Annotated in this window: 16 protein-coding genes, 6 tRNA genes and 1 rRNA gene; 1 reads left to right on the top strand and 22 read right to left on the bottom strand. The window is 28.8% G+C overall.

Annotated elements, in window-relative coordinates:
• The 11 genes from T347_RS0101715 to T347_RS0101665 form a co-directional block, all read right to left on the bottom strand.
• A 16S ribosomal RNA gene (locus T347_RS0101715) occupies positions 1-1,087 on the bottom strand; the annotation flags it as partial.
• A 307-nt stretch (positions 1,088-1,394) separates the two neighbouring features.
• Positions 1,395-1,478 (bottom strand) — tRNA-Leu (locus tag T347_RS0101710).
• A 3-nt stretch (positions 1,479-1,481) separates the two neighbouring features.
• Positions 1,482-1,557 (bottom strand) — tRNA-Lys (locus T347_RS0101705).
• 86 nt (positions 1,558-1,643) lie between these two features.
• Positions 1,644-2,399 (bottom strand): lipoprotein, encoded by a 756-nt coding sequence (locus T347_RS0101700; RefSeq protein WP_031542635.1) that lies wholly within the window; start codon positions 2,397-2,399, stop codon positions 1,644-1,646.
• An 82-nt stretch (positions 2,400-2,481) separates the two neighbouring features.
• Positions 2,482-2,557 (bottom strand) — tRNA-Thr (locus T347_RS0101695).
• A gap of 13 nt (positions 2,558-2,570) precedes the next feature.
• Positions 2,571-2,646, bottom strand: a tRNA-Val gene (locus T347_RS0101690).
• 4 nt (positions 2,647-2,650) lie between these two features.
• Positions 2,651-2,726, bottom strand: a tRNA-Glu gene (locus T347_RS0101685).
• A gap of 9 nt (positions 2,727-2,735) precedes the next feature.
• Positions 2,736-2,811: transfer RNA gene (locus T347_RS0101680), tRNA-Asn, on the bottom strand.
• Between the two features lie 211 nt (positions 2,812-3,022).
• Positions 3,023-3,766, bottom strand: coding sequence for a hypothetical protein (locus T347_RS03805; protein WP_051636012.1), 744 nt, complete (start codon positions 3,764-3,766; stop codon positions 3,023-3,025).
• Positions 3,767-3,775: 9 nt separating this feature from the next.
• Complete coding sequence (locus T347_RS0101670) at positions 3,776-4,633, bottom strand: bifunctional 5,10-methylenetetrahydrofolate dehydrogenase/5,10-methenyltetrahydrofolate cyclohydrolase (protein ID WP_031542630.1); 858 nt, start codon at positions 4,631-4,633, stop codon at positions 3,776-3,778.
• A gap of 8 nt (positions 4,634-4,641) precedes the next feature.
• Positions 4,642-6,453, bottom strand: coding sequence for a potassium transporter TrkG (locus T347_RS0101665; protein ID WP_084323927.1), 1,812 nt, complete (start codon positions 6,451-6,453; stop codon positions 4,642-4,644).
• Between the two features lie 85 nt (positions 6,454-6,538).
• Between T347_RS0101665 and T347_RS0101660 the strand changes: the two genes are divergently transcribed.
• Positions 6,539-7,492 (top strand): potassium channel family protein, encoded by a 954-nt coding sequence (locus tag T347_RS0101660; protein WP_084323926.1) that lies wholly within the window; start codon positions 6,539-6,541, stop codon positions 7,490-7,492.
• Positions 7,493-7,518: 26 nt separating this feature from the next.
• Here the strand turns inward: T347_RS0101660 and gatB are convergent, their stop codons facing one another.
• From gatB to T347_RS0101605, 11 genes are all read right to left on the bottom strand, one after another.
• Positions 7,519-8,958, bottom strand: coding sequence for an Asp-tRNA(Asn)/Glu-tRNA(Gln) amidotransferase subunit GatB (gene gatB / locus T347_RS0101655; protein ID WP_031542625.1), 1,440 nt, complete (start codon positions 8,956-8,958; stop codon positions 7,519-7,521).
• A complete protein-coding gene (locus T347_RS0101650) occupies positions 8,951-10,399 on the bottom strand; it encodes an amidase family protein (RefSeq protein ID WP_031542622.1) in 1,449 nt (482 codons plus the stop codon). The genes gatB and T347_RS0101650 overlap by 8 nt, the downstream gene beginning before the upstream one ends.
• Positions 10,399-10,698, bottom strand: coding sequence for an Asp-tRNA(Asn)/Glu-tRNA(Gln) amidotransferase subunit GatC (locus tag T347_RS0101645; RefSeq protein WP_051636010.1), 300 nt, complete (start codon positions 10,696-10,698; stop codon positions 10,399-10,401). Before T347_RS0101645 ends, T347_RS0101650 begins: the two co-directional genes overlap by 1 nt.
• Positions 10,691-12,691 (bottom strand): NAD-dependent DNA ligase LigA, encoded by a 2,001-nt coding sequence (gene ligA / locus T347_RS0101640; protein WP_031542618.1) that lies wholly within the window; start codon positions 12,689-12,691, stop codon positions 10,691-10,693. Before ligA ends, T347_RS0101645 begins: the two co-directional genes overlap by 8 nt.
• A gap of 61 nt (positions 12,692-12,752) precedes the next feature.
• The gene (locus tag T347_RS03730; protein WP_036228388.1) at positions 12,753-14,870 is read right to left on the bottom strand and encodes a hypothetical protein; all 2,118 of its coding nucleotides are present in this window, start codon (positions 14,868-14,870) and stop codon (positions 12,753-12,755) included.
• A gap of 26 nt (positions 14,871-14,896) precedes the next feature.
• Positions 14,897-15,805, bottom strand: coding sequence for an RluA family pseudouridine synthase (locus T347_RS0101630; protein ID WP_031542614.1), 909 nt, complete (start codon positions 15,803-15,805; stop codon positions 14,897-14,899).
• A 1-nt stretch (position 15,806) separates the two neighbouring features.
• Entirely contained in the window at positions 15,807-16,817 is a 1,011-nt protein-coding gene (locus T347_RS03800; protein ID WP_031542612.1) for a CPBP family intramembrane glutamic endopeptidase, read from the bottom strand.
• A complete protein-coding gene (locus tag T347_RS0101620) occupies positions 16,817-17,659 on the bottom strand; it encodes a hypothetical protein (RefSeq protein ID WP_031542610.1) in 843 nt (280 codons plus the stop codon). The genes T347_RS03800 and T347_RS0101620 overlap by 1 nt, the downstream gene beginning before the upstream one ends.
• Before the next feature lie 82 nt (positions 17,660-17,741).
• On the bottom strand, positions 17,742-18,011 hold the full coding sequence (locus T347_RS0101615; RefSeq protein ID WP_031542608.1) for an HPr family phosphocarrier protein: 270 nt from the start codon (positions 18,009-18,011) through the stop codon (positions 17,742-17,744).
• A 67-nt stretch (positions 18,012-18,078) separates the two neighbouring features.
• Positions 18,079-20,250 (bottom strand): ATP-dependent helicase, encoded by a 2,172-nt coding sequence (locus tag T347_RS0101610; RefSeq protein WP_031542607.1) that lies wholly within the window; start codon positions 20,248-20,250, stop codon positions 18,079-18,081.
• A complete protein-coding gene (locus T347_RS0101605) occupies positions 20,243-21,046 on the bottom strand; it encodes an RDD family protein (RefSeq protein WP_031542605.1) in 804 nt (267 codons plus the stop codon). The genes T347_RS0101610 and T347_RS0101605 overlap by 8 nt, the downstream gene beginning before the upstream one ends.
• Position 21,047 lies beyond the last annotated feature (1 nt).

Here is a 21,047-nt window from a genome sequence, read left to right as displayed (position 1 = left end):
TGCGGGACTTAACCCAACACCTCACGGCACGAACTGACGACAACCATGCACCACCTGTCTCAATGTTAGCCTCCAGCATATCTCTATGCCTTTGCACTGGATGTCAAGCCCTGGTAAGGTTCTTCGTGTTGCTTCGAATTAAACCACATGCTCCACCACTTGTGCGGGTCCCCGTCAATTCCTTTGAGTTTCACTCTTGCGAGCATACTACTCAGGCGGAGTACTTAATGCGTTAGCTGCAGCACCGAGGTATAACCCCCGACACTTAGTACTCAACGTTTACGGCGTGGACTACTAGGGTATCTAATCCTATTTGCTCCCCACGCTTTCGTGCCTCAGCGTCAATAACAAGCCAGTAAGCCGCTTTCGCCACAGGTGTTCCTCCATATATCTACGCATTTCACCGCTACACATGGAATTCCGCTTACCTCTCTTGTATTCTAGTCTCACAGTTTTCAAGGCGAACTGGGGTTGAGCCCCAGGCTTTAACCTCAAACTTGCAAAACCGCCTACGCACCCTATACGCCCAATAAATCCGGATAACGCTTGCCACCTATGTATTACCGCGGCTGCTGGCACATAGTTAGCCGTGGCTTTCTGGTAAGGTACCGTCAGCACAAGAGCATTTCCTCTCAAGTGTGTTCTTCCCTTACAACAGAGCTTTACGATCCGAAAACCTTCATCACTCACGCGGCATTGCTTCATCAGACTTTCGTCCATTGTGAAAAATTCCCTACTGCTGCCTCCCGTAGGAGTCTGGGCCGTATCTCAGTCCCAATGTGGCCGATCAACCTCTCAGTTCGGCTACGTATCATCGCCTAGGTGGGCCTTTACCCCACCTACTAGCTAATACGCCGCATCCTCATCTTATAGTGCACCAAACGGTGCTTTCAATTTCTTCTCATGCGATAATGAAATTCTCATGCGGTATTACCCTTCGTTTCCAAAGGCTATCCCCCGCTATAAGGTAGATTAGATACGTGTTACTCACCCGTTCGCCACTGGAGTGCAAGCACTCCCGTTCGACTTGCATGTATTAGGCATGCCGCCAGCGTTTATCCTGAGCCAGGATCAAACTCTCATTTTAAAATAATGTGAATTGATTCTGACTATTCTTTATATTTGTATAATGTATTTTTGTTTTTACTCAATTAAATTGATATTGAACAAGATTGTACAATTTGTTGTTCTATTTAGTTTTCAAAGATCATTTAGATTACCGCTTTTCTCAAGTGGCAACATATTAACTATATCTTTTTACAAAGAGCTTTGCAACCCTTTTTTAAAAGTTTTTTTAATTTTTTTTACAAAATTTTTAAACTTAATTTTTGGGTAGAAAATATTGTTATGTTTAACAAAATAAAAACATTCCGAAGAATGCGTTTTGTATCTAGTGGTGCGGGATGGGGGACTTGAACCCCCACGTCATAGACGCTAGATCCTAAGTCTAGTGCGTCTGCCAATTCCGCCAATCCCGCAAGTGGTGACTCGTCGGGGATTCGAACCCCGGACCCACTGGTTAAAAGCCAGTTGCTCTACCGGCTGAGCTAACGAGTCATCTATTTGTTTTTAGACTTTAAAATAATATCACTATTCTTTTTGGGTTTCAATATAAAACAAAAAAAGATGCGAACATCTTTTAATTAATAAATTTGATCGAAAACCAAAGTTACTGGAATATCCATAACTGGTTTTTGTTTAGTGTTTTCTTCAGTTTCAGATTCTGGATCAATTAAACCAATTCGAATATGAAATGTTATTTGTTCATTATTATTTAATGCTGATTTAAATTTTTCAACAATAGTTTCATAATCGTCATCTGGTGAAATCAGAGAATATCCCTTTGCAAACTTTTCAGCATCACCTGATAATGGTGAAGATGAGCTATTATTTAATGAGATCATTAATCCATATTTTTTTTCTGTTTTAAAAACATCTTCTTCAAAAAAAGTATTAATTTTATTGATTAGTGAATTTTCATTTGTTGAAGCGTGAACAATCATTTTTTTAAAAATGGTTTGAAATGCATCTTGTTCTAAAGCATAAACTTTATTTGCATCACTTTCTTCTTCGGTTTGTTCTTCATCTTCATCAATTGGTTTTTCGGCTGGAATTAATCCTTCATTAGTTGCAACTGATGCTAGTAAATCCATAATCGTGAACATATTACCAACTTTAATATCTTCACCATAATATTTATTAATATAGTTTGGATCATCCTGATTTGTAATATAACTTACAAGTTCATCTTCAACTAATCTAGCTGTATAGTTGTGAACTGCACCATTAATATCTCAATTACCCGTTTGATCATTTAACTGAGTTCCACAAGATATTACAGTTGATGTAGTTGTTGCTGCAATTGTTAAACCAGATAATATTGCAATTAGTTTTCTCATAGAACTCCTTTAATTTATTATTAAAATTATACATTAAAAATTTAAATAAAAAAAAGACACCTAAGTGTCGTTAATTTTTTAATGGTGCTGACTAAAGGAGTTGAACCCTCGACCTACTGATTACAAGTCAGTTGCTCTACCAACTGAGCTAAGTCAGCATATTAAATTAAATGGTGGAGTATGACGGGCTCGAACCGCCGACCGCCTGCTTGTAAGGCAGGAGCTCTCCCAACTGAGCTAATACTCCAAAATGGTAGCCTGTACGGGGTTCGAACCCGTGTGTCCACGGATGAAAACCGTGTGTGTTAACCGCTTCACCAACAGGCCAAATAATAATGGCGGCTTTTACAGGACTTGAACCTGTGACAAACCGGTTAACAGCCGGTTGCTCTACCAACTGAGCTAAAAAGCCATTTAATATTTGATGGTTAATATTTAGTTTCCTAATTGCTAGGACAATTAAAATATTAACATAAGAAAAAATAAAAATCTATATTTTTTTTAAAAAAATTTTTTTGCTTAAATAGTTACTTTTAAAAATAAAAAAGCGACCATATTGTTCGCCCACTTTTTTAATCGATATCAACGATACCGGCTCATCGCTTTATTATTATATACTAAATTTATTTTGTTTTAGTATTTGTTTTTTCAACAATTGTCATTTCAGCAAATTCAAGATCTTCTTTTGATTGTTTTGTGTTTTTGATTTTTTCTTCAACATCATAATCTTCATCATTAAGTAAAGTTTCTACAGTTAAATCTTTTTTAGCTTTTAAGAAAATAACTTTAAAGTCATCTGAAAAACGACTCATTAATTGTTCTTCATCTAATTCACCCGCTTCAATACCTTTTAGCATTTCAACAGCTTTATTATATTTTGCTTTGTAAATTCCACTTGTTTTTTCTGGATCACTATTTTCAATTTCAACAACTTCTTTAGTTTCTTTAATAGCGTTAACAATTTTACTATCTGATTCAGGAATGAAAATCATAATGATTCCTCCAACCATACATGTAATTGAAGCAATTGCCACAATCATTAAAATTGTTTTTTCTTTAGTGTTTTTGTTTGCTAACATTGTCACTGATAATGCTAATGATAATAAAGAAAGTGAAAATGAATAACCACCAATTGTTGTCATTACGATTCCTCAGTTAGTGTTGAAGTTACCAACTGTCGCTTCTTGAGCACCAACCACAATTCATGCAATTCCCATAATGAAACAAACTGCAGCTGCGATCATACCAATAGCACCACAAATCATAATAATTGAGTTTGCTGTTTTAAAAGTATGATTAAATTGTCATTTCTTTTGATTATGTTTACGAATTTCTTTATCTTCTTTTTTATTTAATCTAATGTTCATATTTACCCCTTATTTAATATCTAGGTGTTTTTTATATAGTTTCATTGTATTTTCCATCAATGTAATTACTGTCATTGGACCAACACCACCAGGAACTGGTGTGATGTAATCAACAATGTCTTTAACATCTTCAAAATCTACATCACCAACTAATTTATTAGTAATTGGATCTCTAACTATTCCTATATCTATTATTATAGACCCTGATTTAATCATTTCCTTATTAATTATGAACTGTTTACCAGTTGCAGATATTAGAATATCTGCGTTTTTAGTATGACGAGATATATCTTTTGTGTTTTTATTACACATAGTAACTGTTGCACCAAGGTTTAATAACATTACTGATAACGGTTTACCCACTATGTTAGAAGTACCGATGATTGTTACTTCTTTTCCATGGACATCAATATTGTATTCATTTAATAAGTTGATCACACCAAGAGGTGTACAAGGAAATATCGAATCATATCCTTGTAACATTTTTCCTTGGTGGATATAGTGAAATCCATCGACATCTTTATTGGGGTGAATTGCTTGTAAATAATCTTCTTCAATAAATCTTTTCGGAATTGGTAATTGCAATAATATACCATCTATTTCATTATTAGAATTTAATTGATCAATTGTTGAATACAATTCTTCATGAGTTACATCATTTGATAGTTTAATTACAGTTGAATCAATCCCCACTTTTTCAGCAATTGATGTTTTGTGCTTTACATAAACAACACTTGCTTCATCTTCACCGATTAAAATTACAGCTAAAGTAGGTTTACGATAACCAAGTTTAATACATTCTTCGATTTGACGTGAAAGTATATTTCTCTTTTTTAAAGCTAATGCTTTTCCATCTAAAATTTTCATAATTTCACCTATCCAATCGTTACGTCTTCTTCAAGATATTGATATGGTTGTTTTCTTGAAGGTTTAATAAATGCTAATAATGTATTTGAAATTCCTAATTGTCCTAAGAACATACATAAGATTACAGTTAATTTAGTTAATACTCCAAACTCAATCATTTGATGTTGAGTGAATGGATTCATACCAACCGTTCCAAAGGCACTAGTAATTAAGGTTAAAATCTCAACAATTGAATTATTACCATTAATGTTATTATTATTTCCATTTTCAACATATCCTGGTGCTAAAACAGCAGCTGAATCAGCATAAATAATAATTACACTTAATGCAACTAAAATAGTTGAAATAAAGAACACAGCAAAACTTCTTTTTACAGTATTTGATGGAATTGTTTTTTTGAAGATACTTGTATGGTTTCTATTTCTTACAATCGCTCAGTTAGCTAATAAAATAATTGCAAATGTGGTTGTCCTAATTCCTCCAGCCGTTGAAGATGGAGCAGATCCAATAAACATTAAGATTGACATAACTGTTTTTGATCCAGCATTAAAATCATTAATATTAACAGTTGAGAAACCAGCATTACGAGCAGCAGTTGAGTTAAAGAAGATATCAAAGAAAGCAGTTCCGAAATCTTTTCTTCCGATTAACTCAGTTACAATTTGTTGATTAGTATTTGGATCAATAACATATTTATAATTATTAAAAATTAATGAACTATCGATATTTGCTAATTCTGTTCCTAAAATTGATAAAGGTCCCACAATAAATAAAATTGAATAAATAGTAAAGTTTAATTTTGTAAATAAACTAAATTTTACAGTTTGTCCCATTCTTCTTGCTTTAATTTTTCTTTTAATATCATGGAATGTTGGATAACCTAAACCACCAACAACTCACTCAAATAAGAATATTAGTTGAATAAAATAAGATCTATGACCATCAACGTTGTATGGTTGAAGTGAACTACCAGATATTAAATCAAATCCGGCATTATTAATTGCTGAAGTTGAGTGGAAAATTGAGTATCAAAGTGATTTTAAAAAATTATGATATGGACTTACCGTATCAAGTGATCCAAATTCACCAGTATCTAACATGTTATTAGTAGTAGTTCCGGGTTCTTCAAAAAAGAAAGCGAAAAATAGCAATGCTGCTGAAAAAATTTGAATTATGGTTAATCAAATGAAACCATCACGAATTAACTCAATTGTTTGGGATGTTGTATTCCCACCACGTTCAGATTGAGCAACCACAGTATCTGTTAAAGAAATTTTTTTATTAATTGCTAAAAATAAAACAATTTTAAAAGTTAAAACTCCAATTCCTCCAACTTCAATCATAATAATGATGATAATCTGACCTCAAATCGTATAATCATGTGAAACATTAGCAATACTAATACCTGTGTCGGAAAAAGCTGAAGAAGCTGTAAATATTCCAGTTAGATAATCTCAATGAAACTGATTCATATCTTTTACCATATCTAAAATTTTGTTTTGATTATCAATGCTTTGTGATTCAAAACTACCACTTAATCCTAAACTCGACATTGCATCAACAATATCATAATTAGTTAAAATTCCAGGAATGATAAGTAAAAAACCACCAATTAAAACAATTGTTGTATAAATTAAGAAAATCTTTCCACTAATTTTTGAAAGTGGTCATCAATTTTTAACTTTTCTAAAAAGGTTTTCATTTTTATTATTTTGTTCTTCGTTAACGTTTTCATTTTTATTTTTAAGTTTTAATTTTTTAGATATAAACTCTTTTGGCGAGTTTATTTTATTAATTATGTTTTTAGAAGCATTATTCATAAACTCACCCCTTATCTTAAAATCTACATTATATTATATATATAATAGATACAAAATAGTATACTTTAGAAGTAAAGAGGTTTTTATGGCAAAGAAAAAAAGTTTCGCAATTATTGGTGCTTCTAATTTCAGTTTATCTGTTTTAGCAACTTTAGTTGAAAAAAGACAAACAATTACAATGTTTGATATTGATCAAGATAAATTAGATTTATATCTTTCAGAATTTGATTCAGTTGATGCAATCGTATTAGATTCAACAAATAAAATAGCATTACAAAAAAATGGAATTAACTCTTTTGATGGTGTGATTGTTGGTATTGCTTCAAATATTGAAGCATCACTTATGACCGTTTTAAATTTAACAGACTTAGGTTGTGAAAATATTATTGTTAAAGCTAAAGATAGAAAACATAAACGTATATTACAAGCTTTAGGACTTAGTGAAAACCAAATCATTATTCCAGATTCAATCGCTGGTAAAATTGTTGGTACACGTTCTGTATTTGATATCGATCTCGACATTGATGTTCAGTCAATTGATGATGATTTCATTTCTACAACACTTACAATTAAAAGTGAAGAAATTATTGGAAGAACATTACAAGAAGCTGGTTTATCAACATCTAAAGATTTTAATATTATTCAAATTAGACGTAAAGGTAAAACTTTATTACCAGATGACTATACAGTTCTTAAAGCTGATGATGAAATTGTTGTTTTTGCAAAAACAACAATTATTAACAATTTAGCTGATAAAGTTCAAACTGAAAATGAAGACGAAATTATTGATAATATGGTTGACTTCGATGATTTAATTGAAGAAACAATCGCTACAAGTAGTGATATAGTGTTTGATGATGAAATTTTAAATGAACAAGATTTAGAAAATGAATCAGAAGAAAAAACTAAGAAAAGTAAAAAAATCTTAAGAAAAAAAGAAAAAGCAGAACCTGTTAAGGAAATAATTCTAGACAGTTTTGATGACATCGATGATGTTGATCAAGAATTCACAATTAAAAACGAAGATATATTCAAATAAAAAAAATAACGGGAAACCGTTATTTTTTAAACCTTTTGTTCTACTAATTTAATAATAATTGACATAGAAACATCCGGATTAACATTACCTCCCGTAACTTTCATCAGTTGACCCATTATAGTTTTTGTAACTCGTTCTGGTCTTTCGTGATATTGTGGTAATAATTCTTTATTTGCTTCTAAAATTGGTTCTAATAAATTTGTAATAGTTTTTTCATCTGAAATCAATTTTAGATTCATTCTTTCAACAATCTCTAAAGGAGTTTCATGATTACTTTCAATTATTATTGGTAAAATTGTTTTTGCGTGTTTTGATGAAATGATTGATTTTTCAATCAACTCAATCATTTGTGCAAAATTGAAAGGTGTTAATTTTATATCTTTTAATTCTTTGTTGTTTTTATTTAATTCAGATTGAATATCAGTAATTAAATAATTAGCAACTTTCGAGTAAGAAGGGATTAAATTAATTGTTTCTTCAAAAAATTTTGTTATTTCTAGATTTGTAAGAATTATATTTGCATCAGAAATTGATAAACCAAACTCTTCAACATATTTAACTCTTTTTTGATCAGCTAATTCTGGTGATTCAGCAATAACTTTTTTAACTCAATTATCATCTAATTGAATAGGCATAATATTTGGTTCTCTGAAATATTTATAATCTAAAGCATCTGCTTTTGATCGCATTGAAATAGTTTGACCAGTTGTATCATCAAATCTTCTAGTTTCTTGCTCAACAATTGAATTTGACATTATTATTTCTGTTTGTCTTTTAACTTCAAATTCAATTGCTTTTCTCATATTCGAAATTGAATTCATATTTTTGACTTCAACTTTATTTGAAAATTCTTTTGATCCAATTGGTCTAATAGAAATGTTTAAATCAGTTCTAAGAGAACCTTCATTCATTTTTACATCAGAAACTCCTAAGAATAATAAAACTTCTCTAAGTTTTTCAACATACGCACAAGCCTCATCAGCACTTCTCATAACTGGTTTAGTTACGATTTCAATTAATCCAACACCACTTCTGTTGTAATCAATATATGTTAAATTATTTTTATGAGTTTGTTTTGCTGTGTCTTCTTCAATATGCAATCTTTCAATTAAGATGTTTTTCTTCTCTCCGTTTGGTAAAGTAATTTCTAAATTACCTTCTGAACCAATCGGATTAAACTGCTGAGTAATTTGAAATCCTTTAACTAAATCTGGGTAAAAATAATTTTTACGATCAAAAGTTAATAAAGTTTCAATTTTCATGTTTAAAGCATTAACTGCAAGAATAGCTAACTCTATACCTTTTTTATTAACGCTTGGCAAAGTTCCTGGATAACCTAAATCAACTTCGCTAATCATAGTATTTGGAGTTTCTCCATATGAAACTGGACCAAGCCCAAACATTTTAGATTTTGTTTTTAATTCAACGTGATTTTCAATACCAATAATTATTTCGAAATTATTCATATTTACCTCCGTTAGTTAAACTTTCTAATAATTTTGCAGCTTGCAATACTTTTAAATCTGCTTTAGGTTTTGAATTTAAATTGATCCCAACAGGCATCCCTTCCATCTCAATAAAAGGAATTGTTATTGAAGGTAATCCTGCAAAATTAGCAATAATTAAAATATCAGATAAGAATTCAGCTTCCTTTAATTTATCTTCAAACTCTTGTGCTTTTTCAATCAAAGGTGCTGGCCCTGTTGCTGGAGGTAAAATTAAAATATCAAATTTATTCAAGACTTTCATCACTTCTTCAATTATTAGTCTTCTAACTTTTTTCGCTTGTAGTAAATATTTAATTTGATTTTCTTTTCTCAAGTTGAATGAACCAATTAAAAATCTACGTTTAACGATATTACCAAATTTTTCACTTCTAGTTTTTGTCATAATTTCAACAAAATCTTCTCCATCAACTCTTGATCCGAAATGAATACCAGCTAAATTAGCGTTTGTTGAAACTCCTTCACTAAAAGAAATCATCATATATACAGAATCTATTGCTTCAAGAAGATCTTTTCTAAAGTCAACTTTAGAAACTTTATATCCTAATGATTCAATTTTTTTATAAAATGATTCATATTTTTCTTTTAATTCAATTGGTAAAGCATCGTGAACTTTATCAAGATATGCAAAAGTTGTTTTTTTATCTAATTTATCAATATTTTCGAAGAAATTTTTGTTTTCAATATCGATAGATGTGAAATCTTTTTTATCATTTCTAATTGTTGCATCAGAAACGATTGCCATGTCATCAACAGTTTTAGTAAAAAAACCAGCCGTATCTAAACTTGGTGCATAAGCTAACAAACCATATCTTGATAAAGCACCATAACTTGGTTTGAAACCAACCACTCCATTGTATGAAGCGGGTTTTCTAATAGAGTCACCTGTATCACTCCCTGTAGCAAATGGTACTATTCCTTTTGATACAGCATAAACTGAACCAGAAGAAGAACCACCAACTAATCTCTTAGGGTCTTTTGGATTAGTAATAATACCAAAAGCAGAGTGCAGACCTGTTCCACCCATACCTAGTTCATCTAATGCAGTTTTCCCTAACATTATTGAGCCTTTTTGCTCAAGATCATCAACAATAGTTGAATTATAAGGTGGGATGTAATTTTCTAATATTTTTGAAGAAGATGTTGTTACTATACCTTTTGTAGAAAAATTATCTTTTGCTAAATAAGGTATTCCATATAAAAAATTATCTAGGTTATCTTTTAGATTATTTTCTAATTTGATAGAATCAGAAATTGCTGATTCATTCATTGCTAAAAATGCATTAGAGCTTTTTTCACTTTCAATTTCTTTTAATGCATCTTTTGTGATTTCTGATATTTTAATTTTTCCAGACACTATTGCTTCATGAAGTTCTAATATAGTCAAATCTTTATAGTTCATTATTTTACCACCTTAACTATAGTTACAAAATCACCATCTTTTGTAGGCGCATTTTGTAAAACCTCATTCTGAGTAATTGTTTTAATATTTTCATCATCTTTTAAAAATGTATGAACATCATCATAAGCATAAAAACTTGGTTTAACACCTTCAGTGTCTATCGAAATTACTTTTGCGAATTTTTCCATTATACTTTTTTCAGTTTCGATGATTGATTCTTTTTCTTCTTGAGAAACTTCTAACATAATATCAGAAGCTAATTCATCTATTATTTTTACAAATAATTCGTTTTTATACATATTTTTCTCCCAACATTTCTTTTAATTCATTAGTACTAATTATTTTAACACCTAACTTGTTTGCTTTATCTAATTTTGAGCCAGGGTTTTCTCCGACCAATAAATAATTTGTTTTTTTAGAAAGTGAACTAATCACATTTCCACCATTATTTTCAATTATTTTTGCATAATCATCACGCGATAAATTTAAAGTTCCTGTGATCACAAAATTTAGACCAAATAAAGAACCATCTGTTGAAGTTTTATTTCCTGTATATTTTAAATTAATACCTAAATCATCTAACTCATTAATTAAATTTTTATTTTCTTCAATTTCAAATCAGTCAACTAACGATTGAGATAGTTTTTCACCAACTCCATCAATTAAAATCAATTCATCATAAGAAGCGCTGAATAAATTATAAATATCATCAAATTTTTTAGCCAAGATATTTGCCGCTTTTGATCCTATATGTCTTATACCTAATCCAAATAAAACTTTTTCTAATGATCTAGTTTTTGAATTTTCTATAGACTCGATCAAGTTATCAAAAGTTTTTTGACCAAATTTATCAAAAGTTAATATTTGATCTTTTTTATCTTTAAGTTTATATATATCTGTAATTGTATTTATTATATTTTCTTCAAATAATTTTTCAATAGTACGACCACCCATACCAACTATATCCATAGCGGGTTTAGAAGCAAAATGTTCAATTGATCTTAATATTTGTGCTGGACATGAAAAATTTACACAAAACTGATCAACTTCACCATCATTTTTCTCTAAAAGTGATTCACAATTAGGACAATTTTCGTTTTTTGATCAAACAGGCAATTTATCATATTCTTCATTTTTAATAACCGAAATAACTTCAGGAATTATGTCTCCTGCTTTTTTTACTTTAACTGTTGCACCGATTTTTAATTCTTTTGCTTTAATCATTTCAGCATTATTTAAAGTTGCTGCACTAACCACCGTTCCAGCAATTTTAATTGGTTCAAGTTTAGCGTTATAAGTTATTTTTCCTGTTCTTCCCACAGTTGGAAAAATATCTAATAATTTAGTTTCTTTAACTTCAGCTGGAAATTTATAAGCAATTGCTCATTTAGGAGTTTTTGCTGTATAACCAATTTTTTCATGTAAATCAAAATCATTTATTTTGAAAACTATACCATCAATTTCATAATCTAAAAATTCGCGTTTTATAGTATATTCATCAATATATTTTTTTACGTCTTCTAGAGTTTTGCAAAGTCTACTTTCATTATTAATTTTCAAACCAAGTCTTGAGATTTCTTTTAAAGAATCTTCTTGAGATTTAATCACTTTCTCATCTTCAATTAAGTAGTATAAATAACTATCTAAATTTCTTTTAGCAACAATACTTGAATCCAATTGTCTCAATGTTCCTGCGGCTGCATTTCTAGGATTGGCAAAAAGTTGTTCACCATCAAGCATTTTTTGATCATTAATTTTCTTAAATTCTTTTTTGGGTAAAAAAATTTCGCCTCTAACTTCTACTTTACCTTTGAAATCAATTGTATTCGGGATTGATTTTATCGTCTTAACGTTTGTTGTAACATTTTCACCAATAACTCCATCACCACGTGTTGCTGCAGTAACTAATTTTCCATTATTATAATTTAAAGAAATGGAAAGACCATCTATTTTTAATTCTGCAAAGTATTCATTATCTTCTGTTCCTGTTACTTTTGAAACTTGTTTATTAAAATATAAAAATTCTTCTCAAGAAAAAATGTCTCCAAGAGAAAGCATCGGTTTTTCATGTTTGTATTTTGAAAACTTTTCAGAAATAGTACCACCAACTTTTTGAGTTGGTGAATCTTCTGTGATTAATTCAGGATATTGTCTTTCAAGTTCTTTTAGTTCATTCATAACAAAGTCATATTCAGTATCATCAACCGATGGAGAATCTAAAACATAATATTCTTTAGCTCATTTATTAAGTTTTTCTTTCATTGCTTTAATTTGTGAGATAACTTCTTTCATGAAAACTCCTTTTTATAATTATATCTTTTTATTAAGTATAAAAAAAATGGAAAATGAGAAATTACTCGTTTTTTCCACCTTTGATAATGTAAGATTTAGGTTTTTCTTTGAACTTGTACTTATCATTAAATTTGTTTTCATCAATGTGTTTAGATTTAGAATCTGCACCTTTTAAAGCACGGAAAATAATATCTTTTTGATTTTGAATAGATTCTATATTAAACTCTTCTTCAGTATATCTTTCAATCTTAGCTTTAGAAGTTTTTTTCTTAATAATTGACTTAATTCCTGGCATATTCAATATTATAGATAAAGCAACTTTCGGTCTAAATATAGCAGGAACTATTAGAATCGAAATAAATCCTAATATTCCGGTTGTTAGCATGATCAGAAGTAAAGAGGAAATTGAAACTGGTGATAACGAAATTACCTCATCTCCACCATTACCAACAAAGTTTGGCAATTCTGGAATCGTGACTTCAATTGGATAAATACTAAATAACGAAAATTCTGTAACTATAATAGATAATGCTATAGGAACTACTAATGATAAAAAGTTAGAAAATAAATTTTTAAGTTTAGAGTTATAGACAACTTTTCTTCAAGTATGAGTTCATAAATAAAAGTATGATATTAAAATAAATGCTATTTTAATCATATAAAAAGCTATCAAGACGTTTTGAATTTTGTTAACATTATCATCTTTACTTAATAAATTTATACACAAGGCTGTGGTCATAACAACGACCAGGTAGGATATTGCAATTGTATTAATGGATTTAGAAATTTTATAATTCATTCCTTTTGTTTGAATCAAAACTAATTGTGATTGAAATAAAATTGTTACAACCATTGTACCAGCAAACATCATAGAGAACCATTTTCCACCAAAAACAAACTTGAATGCATTTATTTGATCAGCTAAACCTCTAAATTCTGGTCCGAGTTGTCCGACGTTTTTTTGTATAACTGATAATTGATCAATATCTAAAATATTAGCGTTGTATAAATCTTTGAAATTCATAATTGTATGACTAACTTCGGCATTTAAACCATCAGTTACTACTTTACCAAATAAACCAACTACCAGATAAGGCCCAAGTGTTGTCATAAAAATAAATCCAAAAGCAGCAACAATATAAGTGTAAAGTTCATATTTAGAAAAGGCATCCCAGGTCATTCTTCCATCTCTAATCATAATTGCTAAGAAATATTCTCTAAACGACGTAATTAAAGAAATCATTAAAATTCTAATATTAACACCAATAATCATATAAATTGAAAGCATTGAAGTTATTTCAAGTCCAGAAGTACCTAAAATTATCATTAAAATAATTAAATCTGCATTTAACATTATAGTTTCACCAATTCCTGTAAAACCCAATCTTTTTGTAGATTCTCTTAATTTAAAGCTATCTAAGTCACCATAAAATTTAATTCAAGGATAGTATTTTTTAACATAAATTCTAATAAATAATCCTCTCACAAAAGGATAAGCTAGAATTACTAAGAATGGGATAATCGGATTAAGTGCTTTGTTGAAATTTAATAGTATAAATAATGACACATAAATAATAACATCAGTTAATAAAATAACCGATTTTCTAACACCATTTTTTTGATCAGCTTGAAGCACGTTTTCATAAACTCCAAAAAAACCTGCAGTGAATATATCTTTAGAAGATATTATTAAAACTAATGCAACAAGTTCCCAATAAGTAATTAATTTTACTACAGGATTTTCTAGATTTGTATTATCAGTATAATTAATACCTCATTCTGATATATTCGGTATACCAGAAAGATTTTTGTCAATAACATAAGGGAATATTTGTAAAAATAATGGATATAAAAATGCCACCAAACTCATCAAAAAGATTCCTCTGAACATATTTTTGTGATATTTTTTCTTTGAAGCAGAATAAACTGCGTTTGCTTCAATCCAGTCATGAGCAGCAATCGGTTTCATCATCAATAGAACAGTTGATACACCCAATGCTCCTTCAATAGATCCACCAATTACAGCAATTGCAATAGTAATTTTTACAAAACCGTTAAATTCGGTTCCGAAGTTAGCTAATATCCAATAAATTAGTAAAAACTGAATTAATGTACTCGTGATTGAAATAAGAACACTGAAAATAGCTGTAAAAACACCCTTTTTGATATTTGTTCCCATAAAATCACCTCTTTACTAATTATTTTTTAATCTTCTAAAAATAAATCTAATTCAACAATTTCACCGTTTAAATAATCTAATGGTGCTGCTAAATTTTTAAAAATCAATTTAGAAGCTGAAAGGAAAATCATTCTTTCATTATTAATTTTTTGACCACCATATCTAAAATCATTAACAATTGGATATCCATGATATGCAAGAGTTGCTCTAATTTGATGTTTTCGTCCAGTTAATAACTGTGCTTCAACAATATTGAATTCTTCTCCATGAATTAAAACTTCAAATTTTGTTTCACAATATTTATAACCAGGTTTCTCAAGTTCTTGATATAGAGATATTTGTTTTTCTTGATCATAAGTAATTCAACCTTTTGAAATAAATCCTTTTTTGAAATTATTACTTACTTTTGCAATATAGTATTTTTCAATATCGTTTTTATTTTGAATTGCTTTTAACAAAACATCTAAAGCTAATTTATTTTTAGCGTATATCACCAAACCAGATGTTAATTTATCTAATCTATGAGCATGAGAAACCACAAATGAATTTTCTTGTTCGGGATTATATTCATCATGATCATATAAATAAGATTTAACCATATCATCTAACGATACATTGATTGGTGAATGCATTTCAATATTTGGTTCTTTATTTATTATGATTATATTTTCATCTTCATAAGCAACCATCATACCTGATCAATCAACATATTCAAACTCATCTCTTACAACCGGTTTATTTGTATCATAAACTTCTATAATATCAGTTTCCTTGATCAAGTATTTTTGATCCTTGATTCTTTTTCCATTTACTTTTATATCACCTTTTCTAAATCATTTATAGATTACTGAAAGGGGCGTTGTTGAATAACTCTTTTTAACAAACTTAAAAAGAGTTTGATCATTATCATTTTTATTTACTGTAAATTTTGTCATACTAAAAATTTCCTACTAGCAATATTATCATTGCAATTAAATTATTTAACATGTGAACTACTCACACATAAGTTGTGTTTCCCTTTACTAATACAAATAGGAAACTTAGAACGACACCACCCAATATATATCCTAAAATGTTTTCAACATCACCAGAAGCCATATGGATTAGACCAAAGTATAACAGAGAAACTATTAAACCAACTGTTCTATTACCACTACCTGTAAAAACAGCGTTTCTCGTTGCTAACTCTTCAGCTAATGGAGCAACTAATACTGTTAAAATGAATAGTGTTATTGCATAACCAATTCTAGCAGCTAAAGGATTATCTTTTGATAGCCCAGATTCTAAACTACTTTGGTTATTTGAAATGTTTTCATTGCCAGTGATAGCTGAAGCTGCTTCATTGTAACCAAACGAAATCAAGAACATTATTGCTGCTCCAATCACACCAATAATGATCAATAATTTTCAATTATTTTTAAATGTGTTTATGAATCTTTCTTTCAAATCAATCGTATATTTAAAAGCTAATAACACAACTATTATTTCACCAACTATTTGAAATCAAGTTGTAAATATTTGACCAATACCCGAAATTTTAATTATTCCTAAATCGTCTTCAAATGTGGCTCCAGGAATTATAGAAACAATCATAGATCCAAACATCGATAACACAAACGGAATTATTAAAAACAGATAAAAAATAAATAGTCCGGATTTAACAAATAATCTAGTATTTCTTTTGTATAAAACAAAACCACCAATTGAAGCAGAAATAATTGTAAATAATTGGTTTACCAAGGGCAACCAATCAGCACCACCATCACTCATTTTGAAAGCGAATCTAAAAATAAAAAGTGATATCATTGGTATTACTAATATTGTTGTTCAAAATATAATTCCATCTTTTTTAGCATCGTATACATTAAATAAAAAGTTATGCTCTTTGTCGATGTCGACTTTTTTAATAGAAATCTTATCTCAAAATTTTTCCAAATTTTGATTCATTATTTAATTCTCTTTCAATTTATTTTTTTAAATTTAGCATAACTCTTTGAAGTGATGATTAATAATTTATTTTGCTCATTTATTTCATCAATATTTTCTTTTGAAGGTTTACTATTAACAATAAATCCTTTGATTTTTTCATTTTTAATAACAGATTTATTGTATTCATTGAAGCCATCAATAAATAAAACGCATTCTTCAAATTCAGGAACCCTTGCTTTATAACCAAAGGCAAAAAGTTCTTCCATAATCAAATTTCCTGTGTGATTAAAAAGTTCAGCTTTATCTTTCAAATTTTTATTTTCCATTTTGACAAAGCCTTTTGACATTTTTTTGTAATTTAAGTAAACAGAATACATAGCATTAAATTTTTTTGCTTTAATAAATTTTTGTACATCTGCTGAAATTGTTGTGTTTTCCAATGTGCTTAAAACTCCTAAAGTATGAGCGTCTTTTTTTTCAAAAGCATCTGAATCTAAAATTTTCTGTTTAGCATTTAATACAGCTTGTAAATAATTACTGATTTCTAATTCAAAATCTTCAACTTTGTTTGTTGGAACTTCAAATTTAAAAACACCAAAATCAACTAAAGGAAATTTTTTAAATTCATCAGAAATAATCAACATATCATTAGATGGATTGGTATCACCAATAATTTCAACGTTGTTTTTTTCTGCGTTTTTTAATTGATTAATTAAATACTCACGAGTAGAAAGCATTTTTTTTAAATTTTTATCTTTTTTAATCTCACCATACTTAATCAATTTTCTTTCAGTTGTAATTTTTTGTTCTAAACTTTCTAACATTTCGCTTAATCTTTGAACATAAGTATTTTCTCACATAACGTACCTACCTTTATTTATTAATTTTATCTTATTTAGGCATAAAAAAACAATCTTTTAGATTGTTAATTATTATATTGAATTATCCTTCAATTAAAGCTGAATCAATCATCGCTTGTTTTAATCCAGTTAATGCTGCATCAGCATCTGAACCATTTGCTTCAATAGTAACTTCGGCACCACTTTTGATTGCCATTGCCATTACGTTCATGATTGATTTTAAGTTCCCTGTTTTATCACCAGAAATAATTTTAATATCTGATTCATATTTTGAAGCTTCTTTAGCTAATACTGAAGCAGGTCTAGCGTGTAAACCTACTTTATCAATAATTGTAGCTGTAAATTTTGCCATAATATTTTCCTCCTATAATTGATAACAATTTAATTATACTATGCGATCTTATTTATTTACAATAAAGTTATTTTTTAAGTTTTAAAGCAGTATTATTAAATGCTATAAACATAACACTATATCTAGCATCATTAAATGCAACTTGATATTGTTTTCCTATTACATTAATAATTATTCCGTCTCCAAAAATTGAATGTGTTACTATATCACCCTTTGGAAAAATTTCTGAAGTTTGTTTTTCTGCTTCTTTTGGAACAAAAGATGATTTAACACCTCCACCAACTGTTCCGTCAGCAAATGCAAATAATCCTCTTTCGATTTCGTATAAATCTTTATTTAGTTCTTTAATAAAATTTGATGGAGCAGCTGGTCCTTGAGATTGATATAAGAACTCTCCAGATACATAAGATATATATAATCTTTCCTTTGCTCTAGTTAAAGCAACATAAAGTGCTCTTCTCTCTTCTTCAATTTCTAAATTTGAATATGTTGATAATCTATTTGGAAATACATCACGATTTAATCCAACTAAGAAAACAACTTTATTTTCTAAACCTTTTGCAGAATGAATAGTTAAAAGGGTCACTTTGTCAGCAACTTCTACAACTTCTTCATTAGAAAGTGATTCTTCTTGAATAAATGCAATTGTTTTATTTTCTTGATTATAAAATTCAGGATCAAAATTTAAATCGAATAAGTTCATTTGATCATACAAAGCATAAATGTTATTTAAATTTTCTTCGTCGTTTTTAGCTTTTAAAGTTTCTTCATAACCTGAATTAACTAAAATGAATTTCATAATTTCTTGAACATTAATATTATTTTCAAACATTTCAACAGCTCTAATTATAGTGTCTCTAAATTTATCTAAATGTTTTGTTATTTTTCTAATTTGAGAATCATCTTCTTGTGTAATGAAATTATATAAATCAATATTTTGAGATTCTGCCTCAAGAATTATTTTTTGAATTGTGGTTTGACCAACACCTTTACACGTTTTTAAAACTCTTTCAAAAGACATACTATCTTTAACGGCAACAACTTTTAAAAATGCTAATGAATCTTTGATCACAGCTCTTTCTCTAAATTTAATTGATCCAATCATTTGATAAGGAATTTTCATATTATCAAAAACTAGTTCAAAATTTCGTGATCATGAGTTTGTTCTATATAAAACAAAAATATCTTTAGGCGAATATCCTTTTGAAAATAAATCTTTAATTTCATTACCAACAAATTTAGCTTCAGTAAAAACCGTTTGACACTCTTTAACTTTTACAATTTCTCCACCAGGATTATTTGTAAAAATATTTTTATGTTCTCTATTTTTGTTATGCGCAATAAAATCATTAGCAATGTCTAATATTTTTTGAGTTGAACGATAGTTTTCATTAAGAATAACAGTTTTTGAATCGGGAAAATCATTTTCAAAATTTAAAATAATATTAACCTTAGCACCTCTTCAAGAATAAATTGTTTGATCAGGATCACCAACAACAGTTAGATTTTGTTTTCCCTTTGTTAAAAATTTAATTAGATCGAATTGAACTTCGTTAGTATCTTGGAACTCATCAACCATTACATAATCGTATTTGTTTCTTCACTTTTCTTTAATTTCGGGATTTTCATTAAAAATTCTATGTACTTTAAGTTGTAAGTCATTGAAATCAACTAAATTGTTTTCATTTAAATAATTTTCATAATTTTCATATATTTTTGCCAAAAGTCTATGTTTAGAATCATAAGCTTCACTCATTGCTTCAACAGGATCTATAAAATTTTCTTTTCAATTAGCAATACGATTAATCGAATCTTTTTCAATAGCTTTCATATTTGAATCAATTGCAAGATTAAATTCTTTGATAATTTTCTTTAAAATTGTTTTTTGATCACCTTGATCGATAATTATAAAATTTTTACTCAAACCAATATATTCAGCTTCTTCTCTTAAAATTCGTGCACATCATGAGTGAAATGTTGAAATCAAGGGTTTTGAAGATTCCTCTCCAATGATATGAGTTACTCTTTCTTGCATTTCTTTTGCAGCTTTGTTTGTGAAAGTAACTGCTAAAATTCTTCAAGGGGCAATATTCTCATTTTTAATTAAATACGCTATTTTAGTTGTGATAACTTTCGTTTTTCCAGAGCCTGCTCCCGCAATTATTCTAAGTGGTTGATTTGTAGTAACGACAGCTTCAAGTTGTTTTGAATTTAGGCCATGCAATAAATTATTATTCATCTTCATCTCTCGTTTCTATTTTTTTATGTTTATCTTGATCAATTTTTAAATGATCAATAATTTTTTTCTCTTCAACATTTATTTTTTTATTAAATATTTGTTCTTCATCTTCATATATTTGTGAGATTTTTTCTTTAGAAAAAACACCTGGCATTTCTTTTTTGGTAATTTCTTTTTTATCATAAGAAAAAACTTGCTTTGGTTTTCTTATAACAAACAATCCTAACTTCATATCAATAACTGATTGGTGTTGACTTTGTACTGCAATACTTATCCCAATCATTAGTAGAAATAGTGCATATCCTAAATAACCAATTTGATTGATTATTAAAGCAATAAACGAACCTGCTTTCAATTCTTCACCATCGCTGCCTTCATATTTTTTGAATACAACAATAGATATTATTTGTGAGATTACCATAATCAATCATGGTAATAAAATGAAAATCGATTCTCTTGTTAATAAATGTTTAAATTGAATTTTAGTATCATCATTTTTAATAAGTCTTATACCAAATATTTTTTTACCGATAGTATCTCCATTCATAAAATATGGTAAAACGATGAAATAGGAAAATAAAAATACGAATGCTATTGATAAACTTAAAAACATCATCCCTCAATCATCCACATCTGGAACGATTAAGATACTTGAAACAAATCCTGGTATTGAAGATATTATAATATCAAAAAGTCTAGCAAAAAACACCCTATAGATGTTTGCCAGACTATATTCTTTTACAATAGGGGTTTTGGTTTCTTCAATAATACTTAATTCATTATTTATAGAATCCATA

This window comes from Mesoplasma photuris ATCC 49581 (genome assembly GCF_000702725.1).
Lineage (GTDB): Bacteria > Bacillota_I > Bacilli_A > Mycoplasmatales > Mycoplasmataceae > Tullyiplasma > Tullyiplasma photuris.
This window is presented reverse-complemented; position numbering and strand designations above follow the sequence as displayed.